Annotated in this window: 20 protein-coding genes and 1 pseudogene; 12 read left to right on the forward strand and 9 right to left on the reverse strand. The window is 70.4% G+C overall.

What is annotated here, in order from left to right; translation table 11 throughout:
- Window position 1 precedes the first annotated feature (1 nt).
- The 5 genes from JDY09_RS00060 to JDY09_RS00080 are packed head-to-tail and all read left to right on the forward strand — an operon-like array spanning window position 2 to window position 7098.
- Window positions 2–1267 (forward strand): Stp1/IreP family PP2C-type Ser/Thr phosphatase, encoded by a 1266-nt coding sequence (locus JDY09_RS00060; RefSeq protein ID WP_274716779.1) that lies wholly within the window; start codon window positions 2–4, stop codon window positions 1265–1267.
- The gene (locus JDY09_RS00065) at window positions 1264–2718 is read left to right on the forward strand and encodes an FtsW/RodA/SpoVE family cell cycle protein (protein WP_274716780.1); all 1455 of its coding nucleotides are present in this window, start codon (window positions 1264–1266) and stop codon (window positions 2716–2718) included. The genes JDY09_RS00060 and JDY09_RS00065 overlap by 4 nt, the downstream gene beginning before the upstream one ends.
- Complete coding sequence (locus JDY09_RS00070; RefSeq protein WP_274716781.1) at window positions 2715–4139, forward strand: peptidoglycan D,D-transpeptidase FtsI family protein; 1425 nt, start codon at window positions 2715–2717, stop codon at window positions 4137–4139. Before JDY09_RS00065 ends, JDY09_RS00070 begins: the two co-directional genes overlap by 4 nt.
- The gene (gene pknB, locus JDY09_RS00075; RefSeq protein WP_274716782.1) at window positions 4136–6118 is read left to right on the forward strand and encodes a Stk1 family PASTA domain-containing Ser/Thr kinase; all 1983 of its coding nucleotides are present in this window, start codon (window positions 4136–4138) and stop codon (window positions 6116–6118) included. The genes JDY09_RS00070 and pknB overlap by 4 nt, the downstream gene beginning before the upstream one ends.
- Window positions 6115–7098 (forward strand): D-alanine--D-alanine ligase family protein, encoded by a 984-nt coding sequence (locus JDY09_RS00080; RefSeq protein WP_274716783.1) that lies wholly within the window; start codon window positions 6115–6117, stop codon window positions 7096–7098. The genes pknB and JDY09_RS00080 overlap by 4 nt, the downstream gene beginning before the upstream one ends.
- On the opposite strand, the gene JDY09_RS00085 is transcribed toward JDY09_RS00080, so the two are convergent.
- On the reverse strand, window positions 7095–8603 hold the full coding sequence (locus JDY09_RS00085) for a protein kinase domain-containing protein (protein ID WP_342455274.1): 1509 nt from the start codon (window positions 8601–8603) through the stop codon (window positions 7095–7097). The two genes, JDY09_RS00080 and JDY09_RS00085, sit on opposite strands and share 4 nt — an antisense overlap.
- Between JDY09_RS00085 and JDY09_RS00090 the strand changes: the two genes are divergently transcribed.
- Window positions 8602–9444: a DsbA family protein gene (locus JDY09_RS00090; protein ID WP_274716784.1), complete on the forward strand. Its 843-nt coding sequence runs from the start codon at window positions 8602–8604 to the stop codon at window positions 9442–9444. The genes JDY09_RS00085 and JDY09_RS00090 overlap by 2 nt on opposite strands.
- Before the next feature lie 9 nt (window positions 9445–9453).
- On the opposite strand, the gene purM is transcribed toward JDY09_RS00090, so the two are convergent.
- From purM to JDY09_RS00115, 5 genes and pseudogenes are all read right to left on the reverse strand, one after another.
- The gene (gene purM / locus JDY09_RS00095; protein WP_274716785.1) at window positions 9454–10551 is read right to left on the reverse strand and encodes a phosphoribosylformylglycinamidine cyclo-ligase; all 1098 of its coding nucleotides are present in this window, start codon (window positions 10549–10551) and stop codon (window positions 9454–9456) included.
- Window positions 10548–11162: a PP2C family protein-serine/threonine phosphatase gene (locus JDY09_RS00100; protein ID WP_274716786.1), complete on the reverse strand. Its 615-nt coding sequence runs from the start codon at window positions 11160–11162 to the stop codon at window positions 10548–10550. Before JDY09_RS00100 ends, purM begins: the two co-directional genes overlap by 4 nt.
- 208 nt (window positions 11163–11370) lie before the next feature.
- Window positions 11371–12252: pseudogene (locus tag JDY09_RS09950) on the reverse strand (GAF domain-containing protein); the annotation flags it as partial.
- Between the two features lie 33 nt (window positions 12253–12285).
- Window positions 12286–13191: an undecaprenyl-diphosphate phosphatase gene (locus JDY09_RS00110; RefSeq protein ID WP_274716788.1), complete on the reverse strand. Its 906-nt coding sequence runs from the start codon at window positions 13189–13191 to the stop codon at window positions 12286–12288.
- Entirely contained in the window at window positions 13188–13826 is a 639-nt protein-coding gene (locus JDY09_RS00115) for a DedA family protein (RefSeq protein WP_274716789.1), read from the reverse strand. Before JDY09_RS00115 ends, JDY09_RS00110 begins: the two co-directional genes overlap by 4 nt.
- Before the next feature lie 58 nt (window positions 13827–13884).
- Between JDY09_RS00115 and JDY09_RS00120 the strand changes: the two genes are divergently transcribed.
- Genes JDY09_RS00120 through JDY09_RS00135 form a run of 4 tightly spaced genes read left to right on the forward strand, consistent with a single transcriptional unit; the run spans window position 13885 to window position 19055 of the window.
- On the forward strand, window positions 13885–14976 hold the full coding sequence (locus JDY09_RS00120; RefSeq protein ID WP_274716790.1) for a DegT/DnrJ/EryC1/StrS family aminotransferase: 1092 nt from the start codon (window positions 13885–13887) through the stop codon (window positions 14974–14976).
- Window positions 14973–16007: a DUF354 domain-containing protein gene (locus tag JDY09_RS00125; RefSeq protein ID WP_274716791.1), complete on the forward strand. Its 1035-nt coding sequence runs from the start codon at window positions 14973–14975 to the stop codon at window positions 16005–16007. Before JDY09_RS00120 ends, JDY09_RS00125 begins: the two co-directional genes overlap by 4 nt.
- Entirely contained in the window at window positions 15979–17943 is a 1965-nt protein-coding gene (locus tag JDY09_RS00130) for a polysaccharide biosynthesis protein (RefSeq protein ID WP_274716792.1), read from the forward strand. Before JDY09_RS00125 ends, JDY09_RS00130 begins: the two co-directional genes overlap by 29 nt.
- Before the next feature lie 11 nt (window positions 17944–17954).
- Window positions 17955–19055 (forward strand): LytR C-terminal domain-containing protein, encoded by a 1101-nt coding sequence (locus JDY09_RS00135; protein WP_274716793.1) that lies wholly within the window; start codon window positions 17955–17957, stop codon window positions 19053–19055.
- 92 nt (window positions 19056–19147) lie between these two features.
- Here JDY09_RS00135 and JDY09_RS00140 read toward each other — a convergent pair whose 3' ends face one another.
- Complete coding sequence (locus JDY09_RS00140) at window positions 19148–19939, reverse strand: methionyl-tRNA formyltransferase (protein WP_274716794.1); 792 nt, start codon at window positions 19937–19939, stop codon at window positions 19148–19150.
- Window positions 19936–21081, reverse strand: coding sequence for a glycosyltransferase family 4 protein (locus JDY09_RS00145; RefSeq protein ID WP_274716795.1), 1146 nt, complete (start codon window positions 21079–21081; stop codon window positions 19936–19938). The genes JDY09_RS00140 and JDY09_RS00145 overlap by 4 nt, the downstream gene beginning before the upstream one ends.
- Before the next feature lie 48 nt (window positions 21082–21129).
- Here JDY09_RS00145 and JDY09_RS00150 point away from each other — a divergent pair, with 48 nt between their 5' ends.
- Window positions 21130–22923, forward strand: a complete 1794-nt coding sequence (locus JDY09_RS00150) for a N,N-dimethylformamidase beta subunit family domain-containing protein (RefSeq protein WP_274716796.1) — start codon at window positions 21130–21132, stop codon at window positions 22921–22923.
- A 172-nt stretch (window positions 22924–23095) separates the two neighbouring features.
- Complete coding sequence (locus JDY09_RS00155) at window positions 23096–24445, forward strand: PQQ-like beta-propeller repeat protein (RefSeq protein ID WP_274716797.1); 1350 nt, start codon at window positions 23096–23098, stop codon at window positions 24443–24445.
- Here the strand turns inward: JDY09_RS00155 and JDY09_RS00160 are convergent.
- Window positions 24340–25659, reverse strand: coding sequence for a glycosyltransferase 87 family protein (locus tag JDY09_RS00160; RefSeq protein ID WP_274716798.1), 1320 nt, complete (start codon window positions 25657–25659; stop codon window positions 24340–24342). The genes JDY09_RS00155 and JDY09_RS00160 overlap by 106 nt on opposite strands.
- Window positions 25660–25735: the final 76 nt, after the last annotated feature.

Raw genomic sequence — 25735 nt, forward strand, 5'->3', positions numbered from 1 at the left:
GGTGGCTTTGCGCGTCGCCGAGCACGCCCAACTGAGCGATCGCGGCCGCCACCGCGAGCTGAACGAGGACGCGTACGTCGTCAACCCGCCGTACTTCGCCGTCGCCGACGGCATGGGTGGCGCACAGGCTGGCGAGGTCGCCTCGCAACTTGCGGCCGACGCGGTGCGCGAGCACCGACCGAACCTGCCGCCCGAGGAACGGCTCGCCGCGATCGCGCGCGAGGCCAACCGCCGCATCTATTCGTTGGCCGCTCGTGACGAGCGACGCCGGGGCATGGGAACCACCCTCACCGCGGCGCTCGTCAACGGCGACGAGGTAGCGATCGGGCACGTCGGCGACAGTCGCGCGTACCGCTGGCGCGACGGTCGCCTCGAGCAGCTCACGCGTGACCACTCGCTGGTGGCTGAACTGCAGCGCAGCGGCCAGCTGACGCCGGAGGCGGCCGAGCAGCACCCACAACGTTCGGTGATCACGCGCGCCCTGGGTCCCGAGGCCGACGTCGAGGTCGACACCTACACCGTCCCTGCGCGTGCGGGCGATGTCTTCTTGCTCTGTTCCGACGGCCTCACGACGATGTTGAGCGACGACGAGATAGCCGCGATTCTGGAGCGTGCCCGCGATCTCGAAGACGCCGCCCAGACGCTGGTGCGAGCGGCGAACCAGAGCGGCGGACGCGACAACATCACCGTGATCCTCTTCCGTCTAGAGGACGCGGCGGGGGAGGACCCGGACGCCGAGCGCGTAGACAACGAGACCACCGTGTCGCGCACGGCAAGCAGCGCCTCTGCTCCCGACGAGACGATCCCCGGCACCCTCGCGGCGCCACCGGTGAACATGGCTCACGGGCGCCAAGCGGGTACCAGCCCCCGGGCGACCGGCCCGCAGGTGCCTTCGCCGAGCGGGCATCGCGTTCGGTATCAGCGAGCGGTGCGGTTGCAGCGAAGCGCGCGCCGGATCGGCGCGCTCCTAGCGGTCTGCGCGATCTTGGTCGCTGGCGCGATCGGCGCACGCCAGGCTCTGCGCAGCGTCTACTTCGTCGGCACCGACGAGTCGGGTCTGATCACGCTCTACCGCGGCCTGCCCTACGAGTTGCCGCTCGGGATTCGCCTCTACGAGACCGAGTACGTGTCGGGAATGCCCGCCAGGGCGTTGAGCGAACAGCGTCGTGCTGCCGTTCTCGACCACACGCTGCGCAGCCGCCGCGACGCGGTCGACCTCGTCCGCGCCATCGAGAACGGTCGAATCGAAGGTCTGCGAGCGCCGTGAGGTCGGAACGCCTCCGCGAGCTCTTCGGGCTCGTACCCGCCGCTGTGCTCGTGTCGATCGGGTTCGCCTCGGTGGTGGCGGCTCGCGGCAGCGAGATCGAGCGGGCGACCCTCGCCTATGGGGCGGTGTTCCTCGCTCTTTGTTTGGCCGTCCATCTCGTGATTCGCCGAACGCTGCCCCTCGCCGACCCCTACCTCTTTCCGCTCGTCGCCGCCCTTGCCGCCGTGGGGCTGGTCGAGCTCTACCGCATCGATCCCGATCTCGCTCGCCGCCAGGCGCAGTGGTTCGTTGTCGGTCTCGCGGTGTTTGCGGCGACCGTTGCCTGGGTCCGTGACCCGCACCGTCTCGAGCGCTACCGCTACACGATCGCAGCGACGTCGATTCTGTTGCTAGCACTGCCACGGTTGCCGGTGATCGGCGCGCAGGTGAACGGCGCCTATCTCGCTGTCGATATCGGACCGATCCAGTTCCAGCCCGCCGAGCTCGCCAAGGTCGGGATCGTGATCTTCCTCGCCAGCTACCTGCGCGACACAGCCGCCGTGCTTGTGCGCGCACGCTCGCCGGTGGGTCTTAGACGGCGGCTGCCTGAGGCAGCGGTGGGCGCGGCCCTGGCGCTCACGCTGGCCGGCCTCACCGGAGCTACCGCTGCTACAGCGACGCTTACCGCTCTCCTCGCAGCGAGCACCGTGGCGGTCCTTCGCGATCGTCCCTCGCCGAAGCATTTCGGCCCGCTGCTTCTCGTCTGGGGCCTTGCGATGGTGATGCTGGTCGTGATCCGCGACCTAGGGAGCTCGCTGATGTTTTTCGGGGGCTTTCTCGCTCTGCTCTGGGCGGCGACAGGGCGCGGGTCGCTCACCGCCCTCGGTGCTTCGCTGTTCGCCGCCGGCGCGGCGTTTCTCGCCGGCCGCATCGAGCACGTCCACCAGCGCGTCGAGATCTGGCTCGATCCCTTCCGACCGGATCTAGTAGAGGGCCCCGGCTATCAGATCGCTCAATCGCTCTTCGCTCAGGCCGACGGTGGCCTTCTCGGTCGCGGACTCGGCGGCGCCATGCTCCAGGGGCTCGACGGCGGCACGTTGCTGCCCGCGCCGCACACCGACCTCATCTACGCGGTCGTCGTCAACGAGCTCGGTCTCGCCGGGGCGCTGGGGTTGCTTGTCATCTACCTCGTGGTGGTCGCGCGCGGCTTGCGGATCGCGCTGCTCTCGCACGACGCGTACTCGAAACTGCTCGCCGCTGGGCTTACTGCCGTGTTTGCGTTGCAAGTGTTCGTGATCGTGGGCGGCGTGACGCGGGTGATTCCTCTCACCGGTGTGACCCTGCCCTTTGTCTCCTACGGCGGCTCGTCGATCGTCGCCAACATGATCGTCCTGGCCTTGCTTCTGATGGTTTCGCAGCACAGCCGCGCCGAGCGTCTGCGCCGTGGCGGTCTCGTCGAGGGGGTGGCGTGAACGCGCGCATCCGGACGCTCTTTTCTGCCACCGTGCTCTTGTTCGCCCTGCTCGCGCTGTTCACCACGCGCTGGTCGGTGCTCGAGGCGAGCCGCTTGCGCGACGAACCGAGCAACCGTCGCTCGCTGATCGAGGAGGCGCAGAACCCGCGCGGGATGATCTTCGCTCGCGACGGAACCGTCCTTGCGCGAAGCGTGCGCCGGGGCACCGGCAGCGGGGTGCGCTACGAGCGCGCATATCCGCTCGGTGGTCTTTTCGCCCATGCGGTCGGCTACTCGTTCATAGAGCGCGGGCGCGCCGGCATCGAAAGGTCGCGCAACGACTGGCTGTCAGGCCGTCACGAGGGCATCGACACCCTCCTCGCGCCCTTCGAAGGGCGCGCGTCGCGGCCCGACGACGTCGTCACCACGCTCGATCCGCGCGGGCAGCGCGCCGCCTACAACGGCCTTGCCGGTCGTGCCGGTGCCGTGGTGGCGCTCGATCCGCGCGACGGCTCGGTGCTCGTGATGGCTTCCTCTCCGACCTACGACCCGAACGCGATCGCGACCCGCGACCCGGCACGCCTGCCCGGGGCACCAGAACTTAACCGTGCTACCCAGGGCCGCTACCCACCGGGCTCGACGATGAAGGTTGTTACCGCTGCTGCTGCTCTCGACACCGGCGAGTTCACGCCCGACTCCGTGCTCGACGGAGACTCGCCACGCTTGGTGGGTGGTGCGCCGCTGGCCAACTTCGGCAACCAGAGCTTCGGTCCGATATCGCTAACGGACGCCTTGACCAACTCCGTGAACACGGTCTTCGCGCAGATCGGTGAGCGACTCGGCAAGCGGACACTGTTCCGCTACATGGACCGCTTTGGGTTCGGCCGCGATCCGCGGCTCGACTATCCCGACGACCAGATGGCGCCGAGCGGCGTTTACGCCGGGCAGCGACTGTTGGGGCCTGACGATCCTCTCGACGTTGGTCGCGTCGCGATCGGCCAGGAGCGGCTGCAAGTCACGCCGCTGCAGATGGCGCTCGTCGCGGCAGCTGTCGCTAACGGGGGCTTGCTGGTGCGGCCGCACCTCACCGATCGCATCGTCGATCCCTCGGGTCGCGTCGTCGAGCGCGTCGGGCGCGACGTCGAGACGCGGGTGATGTCGCCCACGACGGCCGGTCAGCTGACCGAGATGATGAGCAGGGTCGTGGAAGAAGGGTCGGGCACAGCCGCGGCGCTCGCCGGCGTGCGTGTCGCCGGCAAGACCGGTACCGCCGAGGTGGCTGGCGGTACCGCCAACCAAGCGTGGTTCATCGGTTTCGCGCCGGTTGACAGTCCGCGCGTGGCTGTCGCGGTCACCGTCGAACGGACCCAGGGCCAGGGCGGTACGGTGGCGGCGCCGATCGCCCGCACGGTGCTCGAAACTTTGTTGGGCACGCGATGACCGAGGTGCTCGGCAACACCCTCGTCGACGGTCGCTACCGCGTCATCGAGCGGATCGGCGTAGGTGGCATGGCCGACGTCTACCGCGCCGAGGACGTCCAGCTCGGCCGCGACGTGGCGCTCAAAGTCCTCCACCGCCGGTTCGCGCAGGACGCCGAGTTCGTCGAACGCTTCCGACGCGAGGCACGGGCTGCGGCTGCGCTCGTGCACCCGAACGTGGTGACGATCTTCAACCGCGGCGAGTACGACGGCACCTACTACATCGCGATGGAATACCTGCGCGGCCGGCCGCTCAAAGAGCTGATCGCCGAGCGCGGCCCGCTGCCTGAGGAGCAGGCGATCGCGATCGCGGTGCAGATCGCGCGGGCGGCTGGCTTTGCTCACGAGCACGGCGTCATCCACCGCGACCTCAAATCGCAGAACGTGATCGTCGACGACGAGCTCGGCGTGAAAGTGACGGACTTCGGGATCGCCCGTGCCGGACCGTCCGACATCACCGAGACCGGCTCGATCATGGGCACCGCTCAATACCTCTCGCCCGAGCAGGCGCAGGGTCTGGCGGTCACCCCGCGCTCCGATCTCTACTCGATCGGTGTGATCCTCTTCGAGATGCTCACCGGCCGCCTGCCCTTCAGTGGCGAGAGCGCCGTAACCGTCGCCCTCAAGCACATATCCGAACGACCTCCTGCGATCGGCGAGCTGCGTCCGGACGTCTCACCGCGACTGGCGGGCCTGGTCGAGCGTCTGTTGGCGAAAGATCCCGCCGAGCGGCCGGCATCGGCGGCCGAGGTCGTGCGCGAGCTCGAAGCTATACGGCTCGAGCTCGGCAAGCGCAGCGACGCGACGAGCGCGATGCCGGCGATCGCAGCGGCGGCGCTTAGCGGCGGCGCCGCTGCTGGCTCCACGCCCACAGGCGCGCCACAGGGAGTTGCCGACCCCGTCGGCAGCCCAGTGGCCGGCGGGGCTGCGCCGCCCGGGGACGAGGCGCACCGTCACGACGCCGGCGACGGCGACGGGCGCCAGCCGCGACGCCGCCGCCTCGGCGCCTGGCTTGTGGGCTTGCTCGTTGTCGTTCTCGCAGGTGTACTTGGGTGGCTCGCCGCGAGCGCACTGCTTGCGCCGGAGCGGGTGCCGGTACCGCGTGTCGTCGGCAAGCAACTGTTCGAGGCGCGGCAGACGCTCGAACGGGCGGGGTTTGGCGCCCGCGAGGTGCGCGTGCGCTCGGAGCGGCCAGCCGGTGAGGTCGTCGACCAGGACCCCAATCCCGGCGTGCGCGCCGAGCGTGGCTCGACAGTGACTCTCGAGGTGTCGGAGGGTCCGGGCGAGGTCCGCATTCCCTCGGTCGCCGGTCTTCCCCGTGGCGTGGCGATCGAGCAGCTAAACGACGCCGGGCTCAAGGTGATGGTGGACGCGATCCCCTCTAACCGCTACCGCGAAGGCCTCGCCGTGCGGACCGTTCCGGCCGAGGGCACGCTCGTCGAGCGCGGTACGCGCGTGCGGCTTTTCGTATCGTCGGGACCGCGCCGAGTCACGGTGCCGGAAGTGGTCGGCCTCACACAGGACGCCGCCGAGGCCGAGCTGCAGCGGCGAGGGCTCGAAGTGCGCGTGCGCGAGCGGCCGTCGGAGGAGCGCGAGGGCGCGGTGATCGACCAGGATCCAGCGGCTGGAAGCGAGCTGAAACGCGGCGACACGGTGACGATCGTGGTCTCCACCGGGCCCGAACGGGTGACGGTGCCGAACGTGGTCGGCAGCTTGCTCGACGAAGCGCGTGCCAGCCTACGAGCGGCGGGACTGAAGGTCACGGTGCGTCGCCGCGCGGTGAGCGACGCGACCGACGACGGGCGTGTGGTCGACCAGAGCCCATCAGCTGGCGTCGAGGTCGAGCGTGGTACCAACGTCGTGCTCTTCGTCGGCAAGCTGGCGTCGGGTGTGGGCGGCAGCGATTCGGCGCTGCCCGAGCCGGGGGCGCAACAGCCGTGAAAGTCGCCGTTCTCGCCGGTGGTCGCTCGAGCGAGCGGGAAGTGTCGCTGAGCTCGGGCGCCGCGGTGTGCCGGGGACTCGTCGAGGCCGGACACGAGCCGCTGCTTGTCCAGATCGAGGCCGACGGGCGCTGGCACTGCGAGGGCGAGACCGTGTCGCTCGAACCGGGCGGCGGTCTCCTCGGCTGCGACGTCGTGTTCCCGGCGTTGCACGGTCCTTTCGGCGAGGACGGCACTGTCCAAGGCGTTCTCGAGACGCTCGATATTCCCTACGTGGGATCGGGCGTTCTCGCCTCGGCGGTGTGCATGAACAAGTTCGTCTTTAAGGAACTGATGCGCGCGGCCGGACTGCCGCAGGTGCGCTACGTGGCGTTGCGCGCCGACCAGTCGTGGGACGTCGACCTGGATCTCGGCTGGCCGGTGTTCGTCAAGCCGGCGCGGCTTGGCTCCTCGGTCGGGATCTCGCGCGTCGCGTCGCGCGATGAGCTCGTTCCCGCGCTCGAGCGTGCGTTCCGCCACGACTCGCTCGTGCTGGTCGAGCAGGCTGCGCAAGGAATCGAGGTCGAGTGCGGTGTGCTCGGCGACGGCGACCCGCTCGTCTCGCCGTGCGGAGAGATCCGCGTGCGCCGTTCGCGCACCGGCTTCTACGACTACGAGGCCAAGTACACCCCGGGGGGAATGGAGCTCGTCGTCCCCGCCCGCATCCCGCGCGAGGTCGCCGAGCGGGTGCGCGAGTTCGCCAAGGAAGCCTTCTTGAGAGCAGGCTGCAGCGGGCTTGCTCGTGTCGACTTCTTCGTCGAGGACCCCGACGGCGAGGGGCGCGTGCTCCTCAACGAGGTCAACACGATGCCCGGTTTCACGCCGACAAGCGTGTTCGCCCGGTTGGTCGAAGCTGCCGGCGTCAGCTACCCCGAGCTGTGCGACCGCCTCGTCGCGCTGGCTTTGGCGCGTTTTCGCCGCGAGCGCGCTCTGGCCTACTAGCGCGAAAGTCCCAGCTCGCGGATTTCGGCACGGCCACCGGGCGGCAGTTTTGTGATCCAAAGCAGGTAGTAGCGGAATGAACGCGCACGCCGTCCGAGGGTGACGCTCGTGTTTTGCAAGAAGACGCGTGGGGCGGCGATGAGCGTCCAGCCGCCGAGGTCTCCCGAGGGGGTGTTGGCGGCGTACACCGCCGCTTCGAAACCCGGTGTGCTCGTGACGGCATCGAGGCGGCGGACGGTTTGGGGCTTGCCGGTGTCGACGTAGAGACCGACGCCGCTTTTGTTCGACCCGGCGAGACCTCCCTGGTAGCGCTCTGTCTCCCAGGTTGTCGTGAGGTTGCCGTCGAGCGCCAGACGCACGCTCTCGGGGTGTTCGGACCCGTCGCCCTCGGGGTCGAAGTCGTGGGCAGCGCTCGACGGCAGCGCTAGCCGTGCGAGACCGCCCGACTCGACCCGCGCCGGGCCCGCGCCCGGGCGCAGATTTTCGAGCGCCTGCCAAATTGTGACCGCGCCCGTCAGCGCGAGCGCGGCGCCGACAGCGAACTTCGCGGCGCGCCGCATCCGCAGCCGTCTGGGCGCCACCGCCGCGATCTCGGCAGGCAGGGTGCGTAGCACCTCGGTGGCCGCGGCGCTCGCGCGGCCGGCCCGCGCACTCTCGATTGCCAGCGCCGCTTCGAGCTCGCGCGCCAGCTCCTGGGCCGAGGCGTAGCGTCGCTCTGGCTGTTTGGCGCAGGCGCGCTCGACGATCGCGGCCAGCGACGCCGAGATCTCCGGCCGCAGTTTCTGGATGTCAGGGAGCGGGTCGCGGACGTGCGCCATTGCCGTGGCGACGGCGGTCGATCCCCGGAAAGGAGGCGTGCCGACAAGCATCTCGAACAGCACGATCCCGAGCGAGTAGAGGTCCGAGCGCTCGGTTACGCGCTCGCCGAGCGCCTGCTCAGGAGCGACGTACTCGGTGGTGCCGAGAACGCGGCCGGTGGCGGTCAGCTCTTGCTGCGTCGGCTCGAGCGAGCGGGCGATACCGAAATCGGTGACGCGCGCCCGCCCGTCACGGTCGATCAGCACGTTCTGCGGCTTTATGTCGCGATGGACGACGCGCTGGGCGTGGGCCGCCGCGAGCGCGCGGGCGATCTCGATCGCGTAGGCGACGGCTTCCGCTACCGGCAGTCGGCCGACGCGGGCGATGCGCTGCTTGAGCGTCTCCCCGTCGACGTACTCGAGGACGATGTAGGGGCGGCCCTGCTCCTCGCCGGCGTCGATCACGCCGACGATGTGGGGGTGGTTGAGACGCGCGATCGTGCGCGCCTCGCGCCGAAAGCGCTCGCGCTGATCGGGATCGACGAGCAGCTCGGCGCGCAACAGCTTCACGGCGACTGCCCGATCGAGCGAGGTGTCGTGGGCGCGCCACACCGAGCACATACCGCCGCTGCCGACGAGCGCTTCGAGCCTGTACCTGCCGGCGAGCAGGCTGCCGGTGAGTCGTTCTTCTAGGGTCCGAGTGCCGATGGCCGTAAGTGCCCGCTACTTCACCGATCCGTTGTGCCCGCTCTCGTGGGCTCTCGAGCCCATGCTACGCAGGCTCGAGGTCGAGTTTGCCGGTTCGCTCCACATCGAACCCGTACCGGTAGGCCTCTACCGTGAACCCGCTCGCGACAGCGAAGACCTGTTGGCGCGGACGCGCGAACTCGCCGAGGTTGCGCGGGTCACGCGCATGCCGGTCGATGCGACGCTCTGGCTCGGGTCCGATCCCCCGCGTTCGAGCCACCCGGCGTGCATCGCTGTTTGTGCTGCGCTCGAGCGCGATCGCGAGATCGCGCTGCGCCTGCTGCGCCGCTTACGCGAGGCGGCTCTGTGCGGCGAGCGGCGTGTCGATTCGCCGCTCGCTCTTGTCGAGTGCGCGGTCGAGGTCGGGTTGTCGCGCGAAGGGTTCGAGCGCAACCTCGAGTCGAACGCCACGCTCGAGCGCTTCGCCGCGGCGATCGAGAGCGCCCGCCAAGCCGCACGCGACGCCGGAGGCTTGCGAACCACACCCCTGCTCGAGGTAAAGCTCGGCGAGCGACGACTTTTCGCGGGCGTAGACGAGGGTGGAGGCGTCGAAAGCCTGCTCGAGAGCTGCAAGCGGCTCTTGACCGAGCTACGTGCCGCCGGGCTTGCCGTCGGCGAAGCGCCACCGACGGATGCAGCCGCCGCGCTCGCTCGCTGGGGGTCTTTGTCCACCGCCGAGCTCGCAGCCGTAACCGAGTGGCCGTGGCCGCGCGCCGCCGCCGAGCTGTGGCGCCTAGTGCTCGAATGGCGTGCCCGACCGCTGCTCGTGGCGGGCGGGGGTGCGCTGTTCAGAACGCAGTGAGCGGCCGCTTCAAGCGGAACCGGGCCGGAACCCTGAGCGCCGATCGCCGACCAACCCCGCGCCGGGGAGCTCGACGAGGCCGGCGCGATCGGTGACCTCGCCGATCACCGCCGCTGCGGGGTAGTGGCGGCGAGCTACCGCGAGAAGGTCGTCGGCACGTGTGCGGTCGGCGATCACGCAGAAACCGCACCCCATGTTGAAGACCTCCCACATCTCGGCCTCGCTGACGCCACCGCGCTCGGCGATCAAAGCGAAGATCGGCGGCGAGGGCAAAGGCTGGTCGATGCGATAGCCGACCATGGAGTTCAAGCGCAAGAGATTGAGCAGCCCGTCGCCAGTGATGTGAGCGAAACCATGGAGGGGACCCTCCCCCGCTGTGCGCAGCAGGTCGAGGGCGCAGCGAACGTAGATTTCGGTCGGGTCGAGCAGCACGTCGCCAACCGACCGACCTCCCAGCGTCCCCGGTCGCTCGGCGAGATCGGGCAAAGCCTTGCGCGCGAGGGTCAGGCCGTTGGCGTGGATGCCGTTCGACGGAAGACCGATCACGACATCGCCCGGTGCGATCCGACTTCCGTCGAGGATCCTCTCGCGCGCAACCGTGCCGACACAGAAACCCACCAAGTCGAGTCCGCGCGGCGAAGGATGGCCGCGGATCAGATCGGGGACCACGGCCAGCTCGCCACCCGGCACCACCACGCCCGCCTGCGCGGCGCCGCTGGCGATCCCGGCAGCGACAGCGGTGAGCATCTCCTCGTCCGGTTTTTCGACCGCGACGTAGTCGAGGAACGCCACCGGCTCGGCGCCGACACAGACGATGTCGTTGACGTTCATCGCCACGCAGTCGATGCCGACCGTGTCGAAACGAGCGAGCTGCTCGGCGACGACCAGTTTCGAGCCGACGCCGTCGGTCGCGAGCGCCAACGCTGGTCCGTGCGCGACCTCGAGAACTGCGGCGTAATGGCCGGACGGTACGAGCGAACCGCGCGCGGCCACACCCGCTTCGGCGAGGGCGCCCACGATCGCCGCGACACCGGCGTGGGCGCGAACCTGATCGACACCGGCTGTCGAGTAGGCGTCCTTGCGCAGCGGTTCGCTGGTTCCGTTCATTGCGGGCGGGATTCAATCGCGGCGTCGGTCGCGCCGTCGGCGCGCCGCAGGGCCAGCACGAGAAGGTCGTCCTGTGCACGTCCCGCGAAGGCGCGAACCGCGTCGCGCACCTGCTCCGCAACCGCCTGCGGGTGCGATTGCGGAGAGGCGCTTTCGAGCAGCTTGACAAGGCGCGCGCGGCCGAACAGCTCGCCGTCGCGCCGCGCCTCGGTGACGCCGTCGGTATAGGCGACGAGCGTGGTGCCCGGCGCGAGCTCCAGGTCGCCTCGCCTCGCGATCAAGTCCTCGGTGACGCCGAGCGGCATGCCGCCCGCTTCGAGCTCGCGCACAGCGCCGCCCTCGACGACGAGGGGCGGCAGGTGGCCGGCGAGCGCCCAGCGCACCCTGTCGCGTTCGAGCACCGCGAAGAAGGCGGTGGCGAAAGTGTCTTCTGGCAAGCGCCTGCAGAGCAGACGGTTCGCCTCCGCGAGCGCGTCGAGCGGATCCGACGCGTCGCTCGATCTCGCTTCGACGAAGAAGCGCACCATGGCGCTGAGCGCTGCCCGTTCGACCCCTTTGCCGGCGGCATCGCCGACGAGCAGGGCGGTAGCTCCGCTCGCGAGCTCCCACACCCCGTAAGATGTCGCCGCCGGTGACGGCGTCGGCCGCAGGCTCGTAGACGAGGCCGAACTCGTAGTCCGGCACGGACGGCAGCGGTTCGGGCACGAACCCGAGCGTCAGCGCTCGCGCGATCCGCCTCTCACGGTCGTGCTCGACGGCGTTGGCGATCGCCACGTCGGCGAAGCGCGCGAGCTCGACGAGCGCGTCGAGGCGGTCGCGATCAAGCTCGCTCTCGTTGCGGGCGAGGACGCAGAGAATGGCACGTACGCGCGACCCTGTCGCGAGCGGCGCGAGCGCCAGTGCGGCGAACATCCCAGATCCGAGCGTGAGGCGACCCTCTGCCGGACCGACCCACGGTTGGCGCGAACGCGCCACACGCGCGAGGAGACCGGGATCGATCGGCGCGCGGCTGTCGCGCTCTACGCGCAACCCGCTGGCAGCGGCGATCTGCGCCGAGCGCATACCTGGCTCGAGACGCAGAACGAGAGCCGCGTCGGCCCCCGCGACCTCCCGCGCCTGGTGGGCCAGGCGGTCCAGCACCTGGTCGGGATCGAGCGTCGCGGCGATCTCCTCGCTCGCCCGCTTGAGCAGCAGCTCGCGCCGCGCGCGGCGACTCTCGAGCTCGAGCAGCTCAGCCCGTTCGAGCGCAAGCGCCGAGAGGTCGGCCAGCACCTGGGCGTTACGCAGGTCGGTCGGCGAGAAAGACGCCTCGTCGAGGCGCAGCGCCACGAGGACGCCAAGGCGGTTGCCGATCGAACCATGGACCGGGACCACTAGCAGCGAGCAGCGCCCAGCGAGCTGCCAGAGCTGGTCACCGCGCTCGGTGCCGAACTCACTCGCGAGCAGGTCGCGCAGCCGCAACGACCCTTGCCACGCCGCGACGCGCGGAAGCAACAGCGGGCGATCACGAACGATCAGCATCGACGCTAGATGCGGGACGACAGCCTCGAGATCGCTCTGCGCTGTCCAAGTCGCGATCTGCGAGCCCGAGCGTTCGGCGTAGACGACCGCGTGCGGTGCGAGCAGCGTCCGCGCATGGCGGATCAGGCGCTCGAGCGTCGGGCGGGCGGTCGCCGCGACGAGCTGGACGGACGCGGACACTGTTCAAGCCTACGGAAGCGTTTGGCGACCCAGCTAGAGAGTGGCGCTCTTGCTTGTCGCGCGACGTGCGTGTGCCCCCTCCCGCCCGTCGTGCCACATGACCGCGCGCAGCCCGGCGGCAAGAGCGAGGGCGACCCGGTAAAGCGCGGCCGCGCGCAGCGCAGCGGGCGTCACCCGTGCCGCGCTCGCGCCCGGGCGCCCGAGCGCGATCGTGGTGGCAGCGGCGCTCGCTGCGCACAGCGCGAGGCCGGCGAGCGGTAGCGGCGCACTGTTGCCGCTCCGCGCGACAAGGGGCACCAACTCGCGGGCGGCGGCGGCGGCGAGCACAGGACCGTGCGTTTCGACAAGTAGGCGCTCGACCTCCTCCCGCTCGGCACCGAGCGCGAGCGCTACCGTGACGACCGCCCCGGAGCGCGAAACGCCGGGGACGAGCGCGATCGTCTGAGCGAAGCCGACCGCAAGCTCGAGCGTCTTCCGCTCAGGAGGGGGTGTCGTGCGCCGACAACTGGCGGCGGCGAGGAGCGCGAGCCCCGACGCCAGCTGCGCCGCTGCCGTTGCGCGAGCGTCGCCTGCGGCGCGGGCAAGCGGTCGGCGCAGCACGACACTGGCGGCCACCGCCGGCAGCAGGGTGCGCACGAGCGTTCCGAAGCTGCGCGGGCGCGAGAGTCGCGCGCAAACGACCAGGCCGAGCAGGCTGCCGGCGTGGCCAGCGACGTCGATAGCCCTGCCCGTCTGGTCGAGCGCTCGCCGCGACAGGTCGCCGCCGCGGCGCGCGGCCAGGGCGGCAGCGAGATGGCGCACGTGGGCCGAGCTCGACACCGGCAACAGCTCGGTGACGCCCTGAAGAGCGCCGAGCAGAAGCCAATCGCTGGGAGCTAGAGCGAGGCGGTGCGAGCTGTGGCGGATGCCGGTAGAGCTGCGGTAGCGCCGGGCGGTCACCGCTCGGCCTCGGCCACGTCCCGCGCTCGTCGCCGACGGCGCACGACGAGCCAGACGATGCCAGCGACGAGCGCTGCGGCGACGGCGTAGTCGAGGTAGTGCAGCTTGTCGCGCCAGGTCTCCCAGCGCTCGCCCGCTTGAACGCCCAACCAGGTGAGACCGAACACCCACGGGATGCAGCCGAGCAACGTCAACACGCTGAACCGCCAAAAGTGCATCCGCGCCACGCCGGCGGGGAGCGAGATGAACGTTCGCACGATCGGCATCATCCGCGTGAAGAAAACGGTCGCGTCGCCGTAGCGCTCGAACCAGCGGTCGGCTAGCTCCAGATGGGAGCGCTTGATGTGCAGCTTGTGGCCGTGCTTCTCGAGCAGGTCGACGCGCCCGGCGCGACCGATCCCGTACGCGACCCATGATCCCACCAGGTTCGCGAGCGAGCCGACCGCCGTCGCTGCCAGCAGCGTGTACTCGCCGCGCGAGACGTTGAAGCCCGCGAAGAGCATCGTCGCCTCGCTCGGCACGGGGATGCAGGCGCTCTCGAGCACCATGAGAAAGAACACGCCGGGCAGGCCGAGCGCCTTCACGACGTCGACGGCGAGTTGGACGATCGGGTCGGTGATTGATGCGAAGAGCACGGCGTGAGCGAGCGCTGCTAATCGCGCAGGAGGCGAGTCCAGCTAGCCTAGCCGGGCCGTGCAGGTTCCGCTGTTTCGCTTCACGCTCGCGCCCCACCACCGGCGCCTGATCGCAGCGATCGATCGCGTCGTGGCGAGTGGAAGGTTCATCCTCGGACCGGAGGTCGAGTCTTTCGAGCGCGAGTTCGCGGATTACGTCGGTGCTCGGCACTGCGTCGGCGTCGCCAACGGCACCGAGGCGTTGATGTTGTCGCTGCGAGCGCTAGGTGTCGGTCCCGGCGACGACGTCGTGGTGCCGTCGTTCACCTTCTACGCCAGCGCCGAGGCTGTAGCAGCGATCGGTGCGCGACCGGTGTTCTGCGACATCGATCCGACGACTTTCTGTCTGACGCCCGAGACGGTGCGCTCCGCCCTCACCGCGCACACACGGGCGATCGTCGCCGTTCACCTCTTCGGCTACCCGGCGCCGGTCGAGGAGCTAGCGGAGTTCGGAGTGCCGATCGTCGAGGACGCAGCGCAAGCCACCGGCGGCAGCGGCGCCGGGGGCCGAGTAGGAACGCTCGGCACGATCGCCGCCTTCTCGTTCTTCCCCTCGAAAAACCTGCCCTGTTTGGGCGATGGCGGTGCTGTCACCACCGACGATCCGGAGCTCGCGGACCGCGTGCGGATGCTCCGCCACCACGGCTCGCGCGACAAAACGACCTTCGAGCTCGTCGGTTTCAACTCGCGCCTCGACGCGCTGCAGGCGGCGGTGTTGCGTGAGCTCCTGCCGCAGCTCGACGGCTGGAACGCGGCGCGGCGCTCGGCGGCGGCGCGCTACCGCGATCTCGGTCTCGACCGGCAGGTGACCGTGCCCAGCGAGCCGCCGGCGGGCGAACACGTCTACCACCTCTACGTCGTCCGCCACCCGCGTCGCGACGTCCTGGCGGAGGCGTTGCGCGAGCAGGGCATCGAGGCGCGCAGCTACTACGCGCAACCGATCCACCGCCAACCGGCGATGCGCAGCTATGCGCCGAACGTCGCGCTCCCCGGTACGGAAGAGGCTGCGCGCTCGAACCTGGCGCTGCCGATGGGGCCCGAGCTCACCGCCGCCGAAAGCGAGCACGTCGTCGCTGCCATCGAGCGGGCCCTCGCCGCCACCACCCCGTGAGAATCTGGGTCGACCTCACGAACAGCCCGCACGTGCTCGTGATGGCGCCGATAGTGCGCTGGCTCCGGGCGCAGGGCCACGAAGTCGAGATCACAGCGCGGGACTTCGCGCAGACGCTCGAGCTCTGTAGGCGCCATGGCCTTGCGCACACCGCGATCGGCGAGCACGGTGGCGCGGGTGTCCTCGGCAAGGCGCGCGGACTCGTCCGTCGCAGCACGGCGCTGTTGCGCTGGGCGCGGCGGCGCGGCTTCGACCTAGCGCTCGGTCACGGTTCGAACGACATCTCGGTGGCCGCTCGGGTGCTCGGTATCCCTTCGGCTACCGCTTTCGACTACGAGTGGGCGGCGCTCCAGCACCACATCAACTGCCGTCTCGCCCAGACAGTCGTGGTACCGGAGGCGATCCCGCCCGAGCGGCTCGCCCGCTACGGTGCGCGCGGCAAGCTCCGGCGCTACCCGGGAATCAAGGAGGAGTACTACCTCGCCGACTTCGAGCCCGACGCGGGCGTCCTCGACGAGCTCGGTCTCGAGCGCGACGGCCCGCCGATCGTCGTCGTGCGAACGCCGCCGGAAGCGTCGCTCTACCACCGCTTCCGCAACCCGCTGTTCGCCGATCTGCTGCTGCGCCTGGAGAGGGAGGACGCGCAGGTCGTGGTGCTGCCCCGTCTCGCCGAGCAGCGCGCGGAGTTGCGGGCGCGGCCGCGGCTGCGCGTGCCCGAGCGGGCGATCGACGCCCCAAGCCTCGTCGCGCTGGCGGATCTGGTTGTCTCGGCGGGGGGTACCATGAACCGCGAGGCGGTGGCGCTCGGCACGCCCGTCTACACGACGTTCGAAGGGCGACTGGGCGCCGTCGACGAGCTCCTGCTGCGCGAGGGGCGCATGCGTCGGCTCGGTGATCCGTCGCAGCTGCGGATCGAGCACAAGCCGCGCACGGGCTTCGAACGCAAGCGGCGCGATCCGGGCGATCTCGCCCGCCTCATGCTGTCGGCTCTCGAAGCGAGCGGTGAACGGGGACACGCACAAGCGGGCTAGAACGAGTGGTCAGCTCCTCGCTCTGCTCGCGGGCCCGCGCGTGCGGCGCATCGGTCAGCTGGCGGTAGACGGGGCGCTCGTCGCGCTGGCGTGGTGGCTTGCGTTCGTTCTGCGTTTCGACAACGGCATCCCCCCGCGCTACCGCGACCTCTTGCTCGCCACGCTGCCGCTGGTGGTGGCGCTGAAGGTTGTGGTCTTGGCGCTGTTCGGCGCCTACTCGAAACTCTGGCGCTACGTCGACCAACGCGACTTCAACTCGCTCGTGCGCGCGGTGGTGGTCGGCTCGGTCGCTGTCATCGCCGCGACTTTCGTGCTCGCCCCGGGGCGCGTCGATCCGCCGCGCGGCGTGATCGCGCTCGATCTGCTGCTCACCCTCGCGTTGCTCGGCGGGGCACGTTTTCTGGTGCGCGCGCTGGTGGTCGAGCGACCGCTGCGGGGCCCGCTCTTCGAACGTGCCGCGCGCGAGGTGTTGATCGTCGGCGCCGGCAACGGGGGGCAGCAGGTTGCTGCCGAGTTGCGCCGCAACCCCCAGCTCGCCAGTGCGCCGATCGGCTTCGTCGACGACGACCCGCGCAAGCGCGGGATGCGCATCGCCGGGCTGAAAGTGCTCGGCAGCACCGACGATCTGCCGCGGATCCTCGACGACACCAAGCCCGACGAGGTGATCATCGCCATTCCTTCCGCACCCGGCCTGCTGCGCCAGAAGGTGGTGACCGCCTGTCGCGAGCGACAGATTCCGGTTCGTACGCTGCCGACGACGTTCGAGCTTTTGTCGGGAGGGATCGAGCTCGTGCGCCAGGCGCGCGAGGTCCGGGTGGAGGATGTCCTCGGGCGCGAGCCGGTGCGGATGGAGATCGACCGCGTCGGCGCCTACTTGCGCGGGCGTGTCGTACTCGTCACCGGTGCCGGTGGCTCGATCGGGTCGGAGCTGTGCCGCCAGATCGCCCGTGTCGGTCCGCGCATGTTGGTGCTCGTCGACAACGCCGAAACCGCGCTCTTCGAGATCCGGCGCGAGCTCGAGCAGGAGCGCCACTTCGCACGTCTCGCTGCTGTTCTCGCCGACTGTCGTGACGCCACGCGGATGCGCGAGGTTTTTCTCGAGCACCGCCCCAACGTCGTCTTCCACGCCGCCGCCTACAAGCACGTGCCGCTGATGGAAGAGAACCCCGTCGAGGCGATCCGCAACAACGCCGTCGCCACACGGATCGTCGCAGCGGCCGCCGGCTCGGCCGGCGCCGACCGGTTTGTGCTCGTGTCGACCGACAAGGCGGTGCGGCCGCAAACGGTCATGGGCGCTTCCAAAGCGCTCGCCGAGTGGGCGGTCGAAGCAGCCCAGAGCCGCTATCCGGGCACGCGCTACGCAGCGGTGCGCTTCGGCAACGTGCTCGGCTCGTCGGGCTCCGTCGTGCCGATCTTCCGGCGCCAGATCGCGAAGGGCGGGCCGGTGACGGTCACCGACCCGCGGATGACGCGCTACTTCATGACGATCCCCGAGGCCGTGCAGCTGATCATCCGTTCTGGCGACCTTGCGCGCGGCGGCGAGATCTTCGTGCTCGAGATGGGCGAGCCGGTGCCGATCATCGAGCTGGCACGGAACATGATCCGGCTGGCCGGTTACGAGCCGGGGGTGGATATTGCGATCGAGATCGTCGGCCCGCGCCCGGGAGAGAAACTGCACGAAGAGCTCTTCAACCCCGACGAGACACCGCGCCCGACGGCAGCCGAGAAGATCGTGTGTGCCGCGCGGGCGCCGATCGACCCCGCGTGGGTCGACGCCGTTTTCGCTCGCATCGAGGAGCTGGCCTACACGGGTAGCTCGGGCGATGTGGCGGCGGCGGTAGCCGAGCTCGCCGCTGAGCGGTGGGCTAGTCGCGGCGACAGCAGCGACGCGCAGTCGGAGCCGCGGCCCGCTGAGGGTAAGGCGACGTCACTCTAGAGTGTCGTAGGTTGGTCGGCGAGCTCGTTCAGCAGATCGGTGCGTACGCGGGGATCGCTTCGGTGGCGGGGCTCGCGGTGCTGGCGTCGCTCTACTTCGCTCACGCCCGCGAGCTGCGCCAACTCCGTCAGTGGGCCGACGAGTTCGCTCGAGCTGTCGCGCAGCGTGAGGCCGAACGAGTCCGCACCGTGCAGCCAGTGCGAAGCGCGCCGCTCGCGACACCGACAGCTGTCCACGTAGCGCGCTCGTCGGCCGCTGCCAGCCAGGCGGCGGGGCAGCCCGCCGGTGCAGTTCCGGCCACTCCGGCGGCGGCCGAGGCGGCACGGACCGCCGCTGGCGCTGCGCCCGCAGCGGCCCAAGCGGGCGGAGGGGCGAGCGATGTCGGTGCACCAGCGGAGCCCGCTGCTCCGACCGAGGCCGGCGCCGGCGCCGCGACGGCGAGCGGAGCACCCGCCCCGGAAGTCGCTACCAGCACCAGCGGCAACGGTGCGACACCCCCACACGGGCGACCGACGATCACCATCCGCTCCGACACGCCACCGCTGCGTCACGAGAGCGCGAACGTTGCCGGCGCCCCCGGCACGAGCGCTGCGGACGAGACGATGATCATGCGTGGCGGGCTTGGCGAGCAGCGCGGCGTGCGGCGCCTCGCGGCGTTGGCCCCGCGGCGGCTGCTGGCAGTCGCAGTGCTAGTGCTCGCGCTTGTTGCGATCGCTGGTGTCGCCGGATCTGCGCTTCTCAACCCACCGAGTCGCGAAACGAGCAGCACTCGCCGCACCGGAAGCGATGGGACAAGCAAGCAGGCAGCGCGGCCGATCGTGCCCTCCCAGATCACCGTCGCAGTCCTGAACGGCACGACCGTCCCGGGGCTCGCGGCGCAGATCGGCGATCGCCTCTCGGCGCTCGGTTTCGACGTCGGCAACATCACCAACAACTCCGACCAGCAGCGCGCCGAATCGGTCGTGCTGTTCCAGCCTGGGCACGAACGCGAAGCGGCGTTCGTCGGCCGCAAACTCGGAATTGCCCAGCGCGAGCCGATCGACCCGGTCGCACGTCAGCTCGGCGGTGACGCGAGCGTCGTGGTCATCGCCGGCGCCGACCAGACACCGTAGGTCGCGTTGGGCGAGTTCGCGGGACGCGGCCTCGCGCGGCCTGGTCTCGGACGACTGCGATGGCGGGTGCGCAGCGACGCCAACTCGCGACCCTAGGGCACCCAGCCGGCCCGGCGGTAGATCGCGGCCAGTTCGCGCAAACGCCCCTCGTCGACAAGTGTGAAACGCCGCCCTTCGAGTTCGATCACTGCTCCGGGGTAGGGCGGATACCAGAACGCCCGGATCTTGCGCTCGATGTCGTCGCCAGGACGGACGACGCGCAGTTGCTCGAACGCGGCCCGGTCGACGTAGCGCCCCTCCCCTTGCGGGATGCGCGGCAACTCGTGCCCCGCGATGACCTCGTCGATCACCGAGCGGAAAAGCGCGAGCAGCTCTTCCTGGCTACGTAGGTCGAGCGATAGCGCCGTTTCGGTGTCGGGATCGATCGGGAAACGAACCACGCGAACGATGTCGCCGGTGTCGATCGTCTCGGCCACGTGGTGGCACGAGACGCCGTACTCGCGGTAGCCCTCGAGGATCGCGACGTTGTAGCCGCCGAGGCCACGCAGTTCGGGAAGCGGGGCGGGATGGAAGTTGAGGCAGTAAAGGCGCGGCAGCTCGATCAGCGGCCGTTCGATGCGCCGCCAAAAGAGGAAAGACAGCACGAGGTCGACGTCTTGCAGCTCCGGGTCGCCAGCAGCGATGCGCTCGTACAAGGACCGATCGTCGCTGAGCGCGAGGCCGTAGCGCTCAGCCACGAGGTCGACGCGTTGCGCGTCGAGGGCGTCGCCGGGGTCGGCGGGGCAGACGACGGCGCGCACCTCGACGCCGCGTTCGACGAGCCATTCCAGCGCGCGCGCCGCGGAGCGCTTGTGTTTGGCCATGAAGATCGCGCGCAGGCTCACGCTTCTGTTTCCGTTTCGACGCTCCGCGCGCTGGGTACGCCGAGGCGCTCGTACAAGGCGATCAGCGTGCGCGCGACCGCAGCGAAAGAAAGCGGCCCCGCGGCGAGCTCTTCGGCACGGGTTTCGAGCTCTCGGCGTCGTTGCGGGTGCGACACGACGTCCGCGATCCGCTCGGCCAACTCGTCTTCGTCTCCCGGACGGGCGAGAGCGGGATAACCGAACTCCTCGCCCAGTTCGCGAAAGCCGCCGACAGCCGTTGCCACCGCAGCGCGGCCGAGCCCGAGCGCAAGGGCGAGAACGCCCGACTGGTCGATCGCGCGGTAGGGCAGTACCACCACCGCGGCGCGAGCGAACAGTGTCGCCGCCTCGGTGTCCGAGACGTAGCGGTCGACGAACCGCACCGGCACCGGAACCTCGCGGGCGAGCGCGCGCGCCCAGCCGAGATCGCCGACAAGTGGACGCCCGACAACCCACAGCTCGCACCCTTCCAGCTGGCGTGCGGCACGCAGCAGCGAGTCGAGTCCCTTGTAAGGACGTACCGAGCCGAAGTAGAGGACCGCGGGAGCCTCGGTGGCGCTCGCGAGCGGCGCCGGCAACGCCGCGCGGCCCGCTAGCGAGCGCAGGTGGGTGAAAGCAGGGTGGGGATGCACGCAGATGCGTTCGGCGGGTACACCCGCTCGAACGAGCACCTCGGCCCCGGCGCGAGTGTGCACGACGAGCGCGTCGAAACGCTGGCCGAGGGCGCGCAGGTAACGCTTCGAGCCGAGCATCCCGCTGCGGCGCAAGACGTTGTGGAGCGTGAGCAGCCGCGGCCGGCCGGAGGGCAAAAGCCAGGGGTCGACCGGCTCGTAGGGCAGCCACTGGTAGTGGCGGAGGGCCGCCCGACGGCGCGCAGCACGGTGGGCGAGAGCGTCGAAAGGGTGCTCGACCAGGCGAGCGAACGCGCGAACGCGGCGCTTCCCGATCCGCCCGCTCAGACGGTGGAAGAGCTCGTCGACCGTGACGCCGGCTGCGGGCGCAAGGGCCCCGTGCACGAACGGCGCGGTGACTACGCGCACGTCGATACCGCTGCCGGCGAGAGCCGAGGCGAGCTGACGCGTATAAGGAGCGACATCCCCGCGCGGATCGATCAGCTCGACCATCGACAAGCGGCATTGTTGCGAGCCGAGGTAGCGAACTAGGGTTCCGGCGTGCGTTCGCCGGCTACACGCCTGCTTTTCGCGACCGTGTTGGTGGCGACCTTGGGCGCTTTCATCGCCACCCAGCGCTTGAAGGGCGGCTTTCCCCTCGTGCTGCGTTTCGCGACACAACCCGTGGCGTTCTCTCCCAACGGCGACGGCGTACGCGACACCGCCACAGTCGGTTTCGACCTCACCCGCGACGCCGTCGTTTCGTTTCGGGTGATCGACGCCGAGGGCCGCGAGGTGCGCGAGCTTGTGCCTTTCCGTCGGCTGCCTGGCGACGTGCGTTACCGCTTCCGCTGGGATGGTCGCGACGACGACGGGCGCCGTGTATCCGACGGCATCTACCGCTTGCGCGTAATCGCGCGCGACGAGGGGCGTGTCGTCGACTCGATCAAGGAGCTGGTTGTCGACACCAAGCCACCGGCTGTGCACCTGGTAGCGGCGAAACCGGCGCTGGCGGCGCCCGGCGAGCCCGTAACGGTGCGCTACGCCGGTCCCGCCAATCGCTCCCCCGAGTTTTTCGTCTTCCGCAGTGACCGCTTCGGTCGTGCGCGTCTGGTCGCGCGCTTCCGCGGCCACGGTCGCACGGGAGTGTGGGACGGCCGGGTCGGCGAGCGGCCGGCCCCTCCCGGCCATTACGCCTTCGCGGTGCGCGTGCGCGACCGGGCGGGCAACGAGCGCCTGGCGCCGGCTCGCGTGCCGACCGCGCAGGTCGCGCGCGCCGGCACCGGCGTGACGGTGACGCGACTCGCCGTGACGGGACCGGTGGTCGCCGTGCGACCCGGGACGCGAGTGCGCTTCGCAGTCGCGCCGACCGGCGCGCGCGAGGGTGCCTATCGCGTGTCGCTCCGACGACCCGGCTCGGCCGGCACGTTGCGTCGCTTCCGTGCCGTCGGCAGCTCCTTCCGCCTGCGCGTGCCGGTCAGCGCGCGCACCGGCCTGTACGTTGTCACCGTCGAGCGCGGCCGCGTGCGCGCGTCGTGGCCGCTTGCGGTCGAGGGCACCGTACGCGGCGGTGGCGAGCGCCGGCTGCTCGTGGTCGTACCGCTATCGAGCTGGCAGGCGGCGAACCCCGCCGACGGCGACAGCGACGGTTTCGTCGAGACGATCGGACCGCGCGGCGGCACGGTGTCGCTGGTGCGGCCTTTTGCGCGGATAGCGAGCGAGGCCGGCCGTGTCGCCACGCTTGTGCGCCTGCTCGAGCGCGCCCGTTTCACGGTCGACATTGCCACCGACGTCGAGCTCGAGCGTGGTCGCTGGCTTGCGGCCGGGCGTTCGGTGGCGGGCGCGGTCGGCCCGAGCATCGTGGTGGCTGGCAGCCTCGGCTACGCGGGCGCCATTACGCGTGTCGCGATCCGGCGCCACGTCGCAGCCGGGGGAGCGATCGCCTTCCTCGGGCGCGACTCGTTGCACCGGTCGTGCGCGATCGTGGGCGAGCGCCTCGACTGCGGCGAGCGGCGCCCCACCGACGTTTTCGGGGCGCTCACCAGCTTGCGTCGCTACGCCCCGGCGCCGCTCGCGGTACAGAGCGACACCCTGGGCGTCTTCCGTCGCGTCGATCGTTTGATCGGCCTTTTCGACCGCTTCGAGGTGACGAGGAAGCTGCCGACCGGCGCAAGGACGCTGTCCGTCGCGGCCGCGCCCGACGGAGCCACCGCACTTGTCGCCTACCGCTACGGACGTGGGCTTGTCGTCCAAGCAGGCGTCGACGGCTGGCTCGCGCAGCTTGTGCCGCGCAGTTTCCGGGACGATGTCCGGCGCGTGACGATCTCCCTCGCCGGTGCGCTGACGGCACGCTAGCTAGAGCTGGGGTGCCGCGCGGCAAGCGCGCTGGGGCGGCTGGCTCGCTGGGGCTGGGCGCCGCGCTCGGGGGGCGGAGAGCGGCCCGTTCCCCCACGGAGTGGGCGGGAAGCGGCCATCTGACAAGCTACGCCTCGTGCGCCGACTGGCGAAGAGAAAGCCGCTGCTGGGCGTGGCGGCGGCGGCCGCGCTGGCTCTTGCGGTTGTGCTCGCGCTGTGGGTCCGCGACCAGACGCGTCCGCTCGAGAAGCGCGGCTCGGCGCGCGAAGAGTTCGTCCCCACCGAGCCCGCGCGCGAGCGCCAGCCGCGAACGCCCGCCGTTCCCTGGCCTACCTACGGCTTCGACTCCGCTCGCACCCATGTCGCGGCCGGTTTCGACCTGCGGCCCCCCTTCCGACGCCTGTGGACGATCGACGCTCGCGACACGCTCGAGTTTCCGCCCGTCGTCGGCTACGGCATGGTGTTCCAGCCGCAGCAGCGAGGGTTGTTCTTCGCCCTCGACGCGCGCACCGGGAAGGCCGTGTGGCGCAAACGCACGGGCCGCTGCTCCGCTGCCTCGCCCGCCCTGTGGCGGGGGCTCGTCATCCAGTCGTGGATGGACTTCGTGCCCTGTCCGCAGGACCGGCCCGGCGCGAGCGGCTACGTCGTCGCCTGGGACGCTCGCACCGGCAAACGCAAGTGGATCTTCCGAGCCGCCCCGATCGAGTCGTCGCCGCTAGTCGTCAAGGGAACGGTGTACGTCGGGTCGTGGGACCGCAACGTCTACGCGCTCGATGCGCGCACCGGCCGCGTGCGTTGGCGCTTCGCCACCGACGAGCAGGTGAACACCTCGGCGGCGTACTGGCGGGGAACGATCTACATCGCTACCGACGCCGGCTCGCTCTACGCCTTGTCCGCGCGCACGGGGCGCCTGCGCTGGCGAGCGCAGGCGCACGCGCGCTTCGGGATGCGCGAGTTCTTCTACGCCACCCCGACGGTCGCTTACGGGCGCGTCTACATCGGCAACACCGACGGCACGATGTACGCGTTCGGTGCTCGCAGTGGTCGTTTGCTGTGGGCGCGGCCGCTCGGCACCTACATCTACGCGGCTGCTGCCGCCTGGCGCCGCTCGATCTTCACCGGCACCTACGACGGACGCTTCTACGCGCTCGACGCCGCGACAGGCGACGTCCGCTGGGTGCGCGAGGCACCGGGCGCCGTGCACGGCGCACCGACGGTGCTAGATGGCCTCGTCTACTACTCGACGTGCTCGAGCTGTGGGTCGGCAGCAAAGCGTGCTGTCAAGCGCGGACCCGACGGCACGTATGCGCTCGACGCGCGTACCGGGCGAGAGGTGTGGCGGTTCCGCGCCGGCAAGTACGCGAACCCGGTGGTGACCGACGGCGAGAGGTTGTACGTCGTCGGCCGCGCGCACCTTCACGCGCTCGTGCCGCGGTCGAGCGGCGGCGCGGGGACGCGCTCACGTTCGGCTGCGAGCGGCGGCAGCGCGCAGAGGGCGAAGGTCAGCGGCCAAACGAGGTAGTAGTTGTTGAACGTTCGCCCGATGAAGAGGAGCACGGTCAGCGCCGCAGCGGCGTAGCCCAGCGGCGCCCCGGCTGAGCGGTCGCGCCAGCTGCGGAGGGTCAGCCAAGCCGTGAGCGGCAGCCACACCGTCACGAACAGCGGCACGAAGGGGTAGTAACCGCGGCGGTCGCCGATCGCTCCGATCTCGACCAAGATCCCCGCGAGGCCGTAACCGACGATGCGGTAGGTCGCGGCGCCGTAGCCCACCACATCGCTCGCGAACGCACTCGGCGAGGCGACGAAGAACGGCAAGCTCGCCGCCACAAGCACAGCGACAGCGACCGCGGACCCGCGGGCAAGCGCCCGCCCGCCCGCTCGCTGCGCGACGATCACCGCCACGAACGGGGCGACGAATAGCGCGAACTGTTTGAAAAGTCCAGCGAGTGCGAGCGCGGCGAGCGCCGACGCCGCTCGCCCCCGCAGCGCGAGCGCGCAAGCGAGCACCGAAAGCGCCAGCGCGGGCGCGTCGTTCTGACCGAACCACACCGACCGCACCGCGATCGGATTAGCGACAAGAAAGACGGCGACGGCGGCGCGGGCCGCCGGCGGTCCGCTCAAACCGAGCGCTGCCGCGCCGGCAGCGAGTGTGGCCAGCAGCACGAAGAGGCGGTAGTCGTCGAACGGCGCCGGCAGCAAGCGCCAAAGCGCGCCGCTCAAGGCCGAGGCCGGTGGATAGGCGAAGTGGTCGAGGGCCGGCTCGGTGCGCTCGATGCGCGGCGATCGGCTGCCGTCGAAGGTGTAGAAGCGTTCGAGCCCCGAACCGCGCCAGTCGTGACCGTACGGGCTTTCGCCGCGCAAAACGAGGTCGCCCGCCAGCTCGATCTGGTAGGTGGAGTCGTTGGTGTAGAACCACGGGGCGGTCGCGGAGCGCAGCGCCAACTGGATGGCGGTCGCCGGCACTAGCAGCAACAGCGCACCTAACGCCCCGACTGCGACCGCTCCGCGCAGCGAACTGCGCCCGCGTGCGAGTGTCGTGACGCCGTAGCCGACCGCAATCAGCGCAGCGCACATGGCCGCTGCGCGTGGCAGACCAAGATCGGGGCGACCGTCGACGAGGCGCGCAAGCCAGGCGAGGGGTCCTGTCGGCCGAACCTCGCCGGGACGGAACGGCCACCCGTCGCTGCCGAGCTCGGGAAGGTTGATCGCTGCACACGCGAGCAGCGTTGCCGCCACGGCGAGACCGACGTGGGCGTTTGCGCTGACACCGGCCGGTCGCGGTGGTGTGGCGTCTCGGCCGGGGGGAGTGGCC

The sequence above is a fragment of the Thermoleophilum album genome, from assembly GCF_028867705.1.
GTDB lineage: Bacteria > Actinomycetota > Thermoleophilia > Solirubrobacterales > Thermoleophilaceae > Thermoleophilum.

Coding starts and splice junctions, on each gene's coding strand:
- purM (WP_274716785.1), bottom strand. CDS start 10,551: ATGAACGGAACCAGCGAACCGCTGCGCAAGGACGCCTACTCGACAGCC.
- JDY09_RS00090 (WP_274716784.1), top strand. CDS start 8,602: ATGGCCGTAAGTGCCCGCTACTTCACCGATCCGTTGTGCCCGCTCTCG.
- JDY09_RS00145 (WP_274716795.1), bottom strand. CDS start 21,081: ATGGTCGAGCTGATCGATCCGCGCGGGGATGTCGCTCCTTATACGCGT.
- pknB (WP_274716782.1), top strand. CDS start 4,136: ATGACCGAGGTGCTCGGCAACACCCTCGTCGACGGTCGCTACCGCGTC.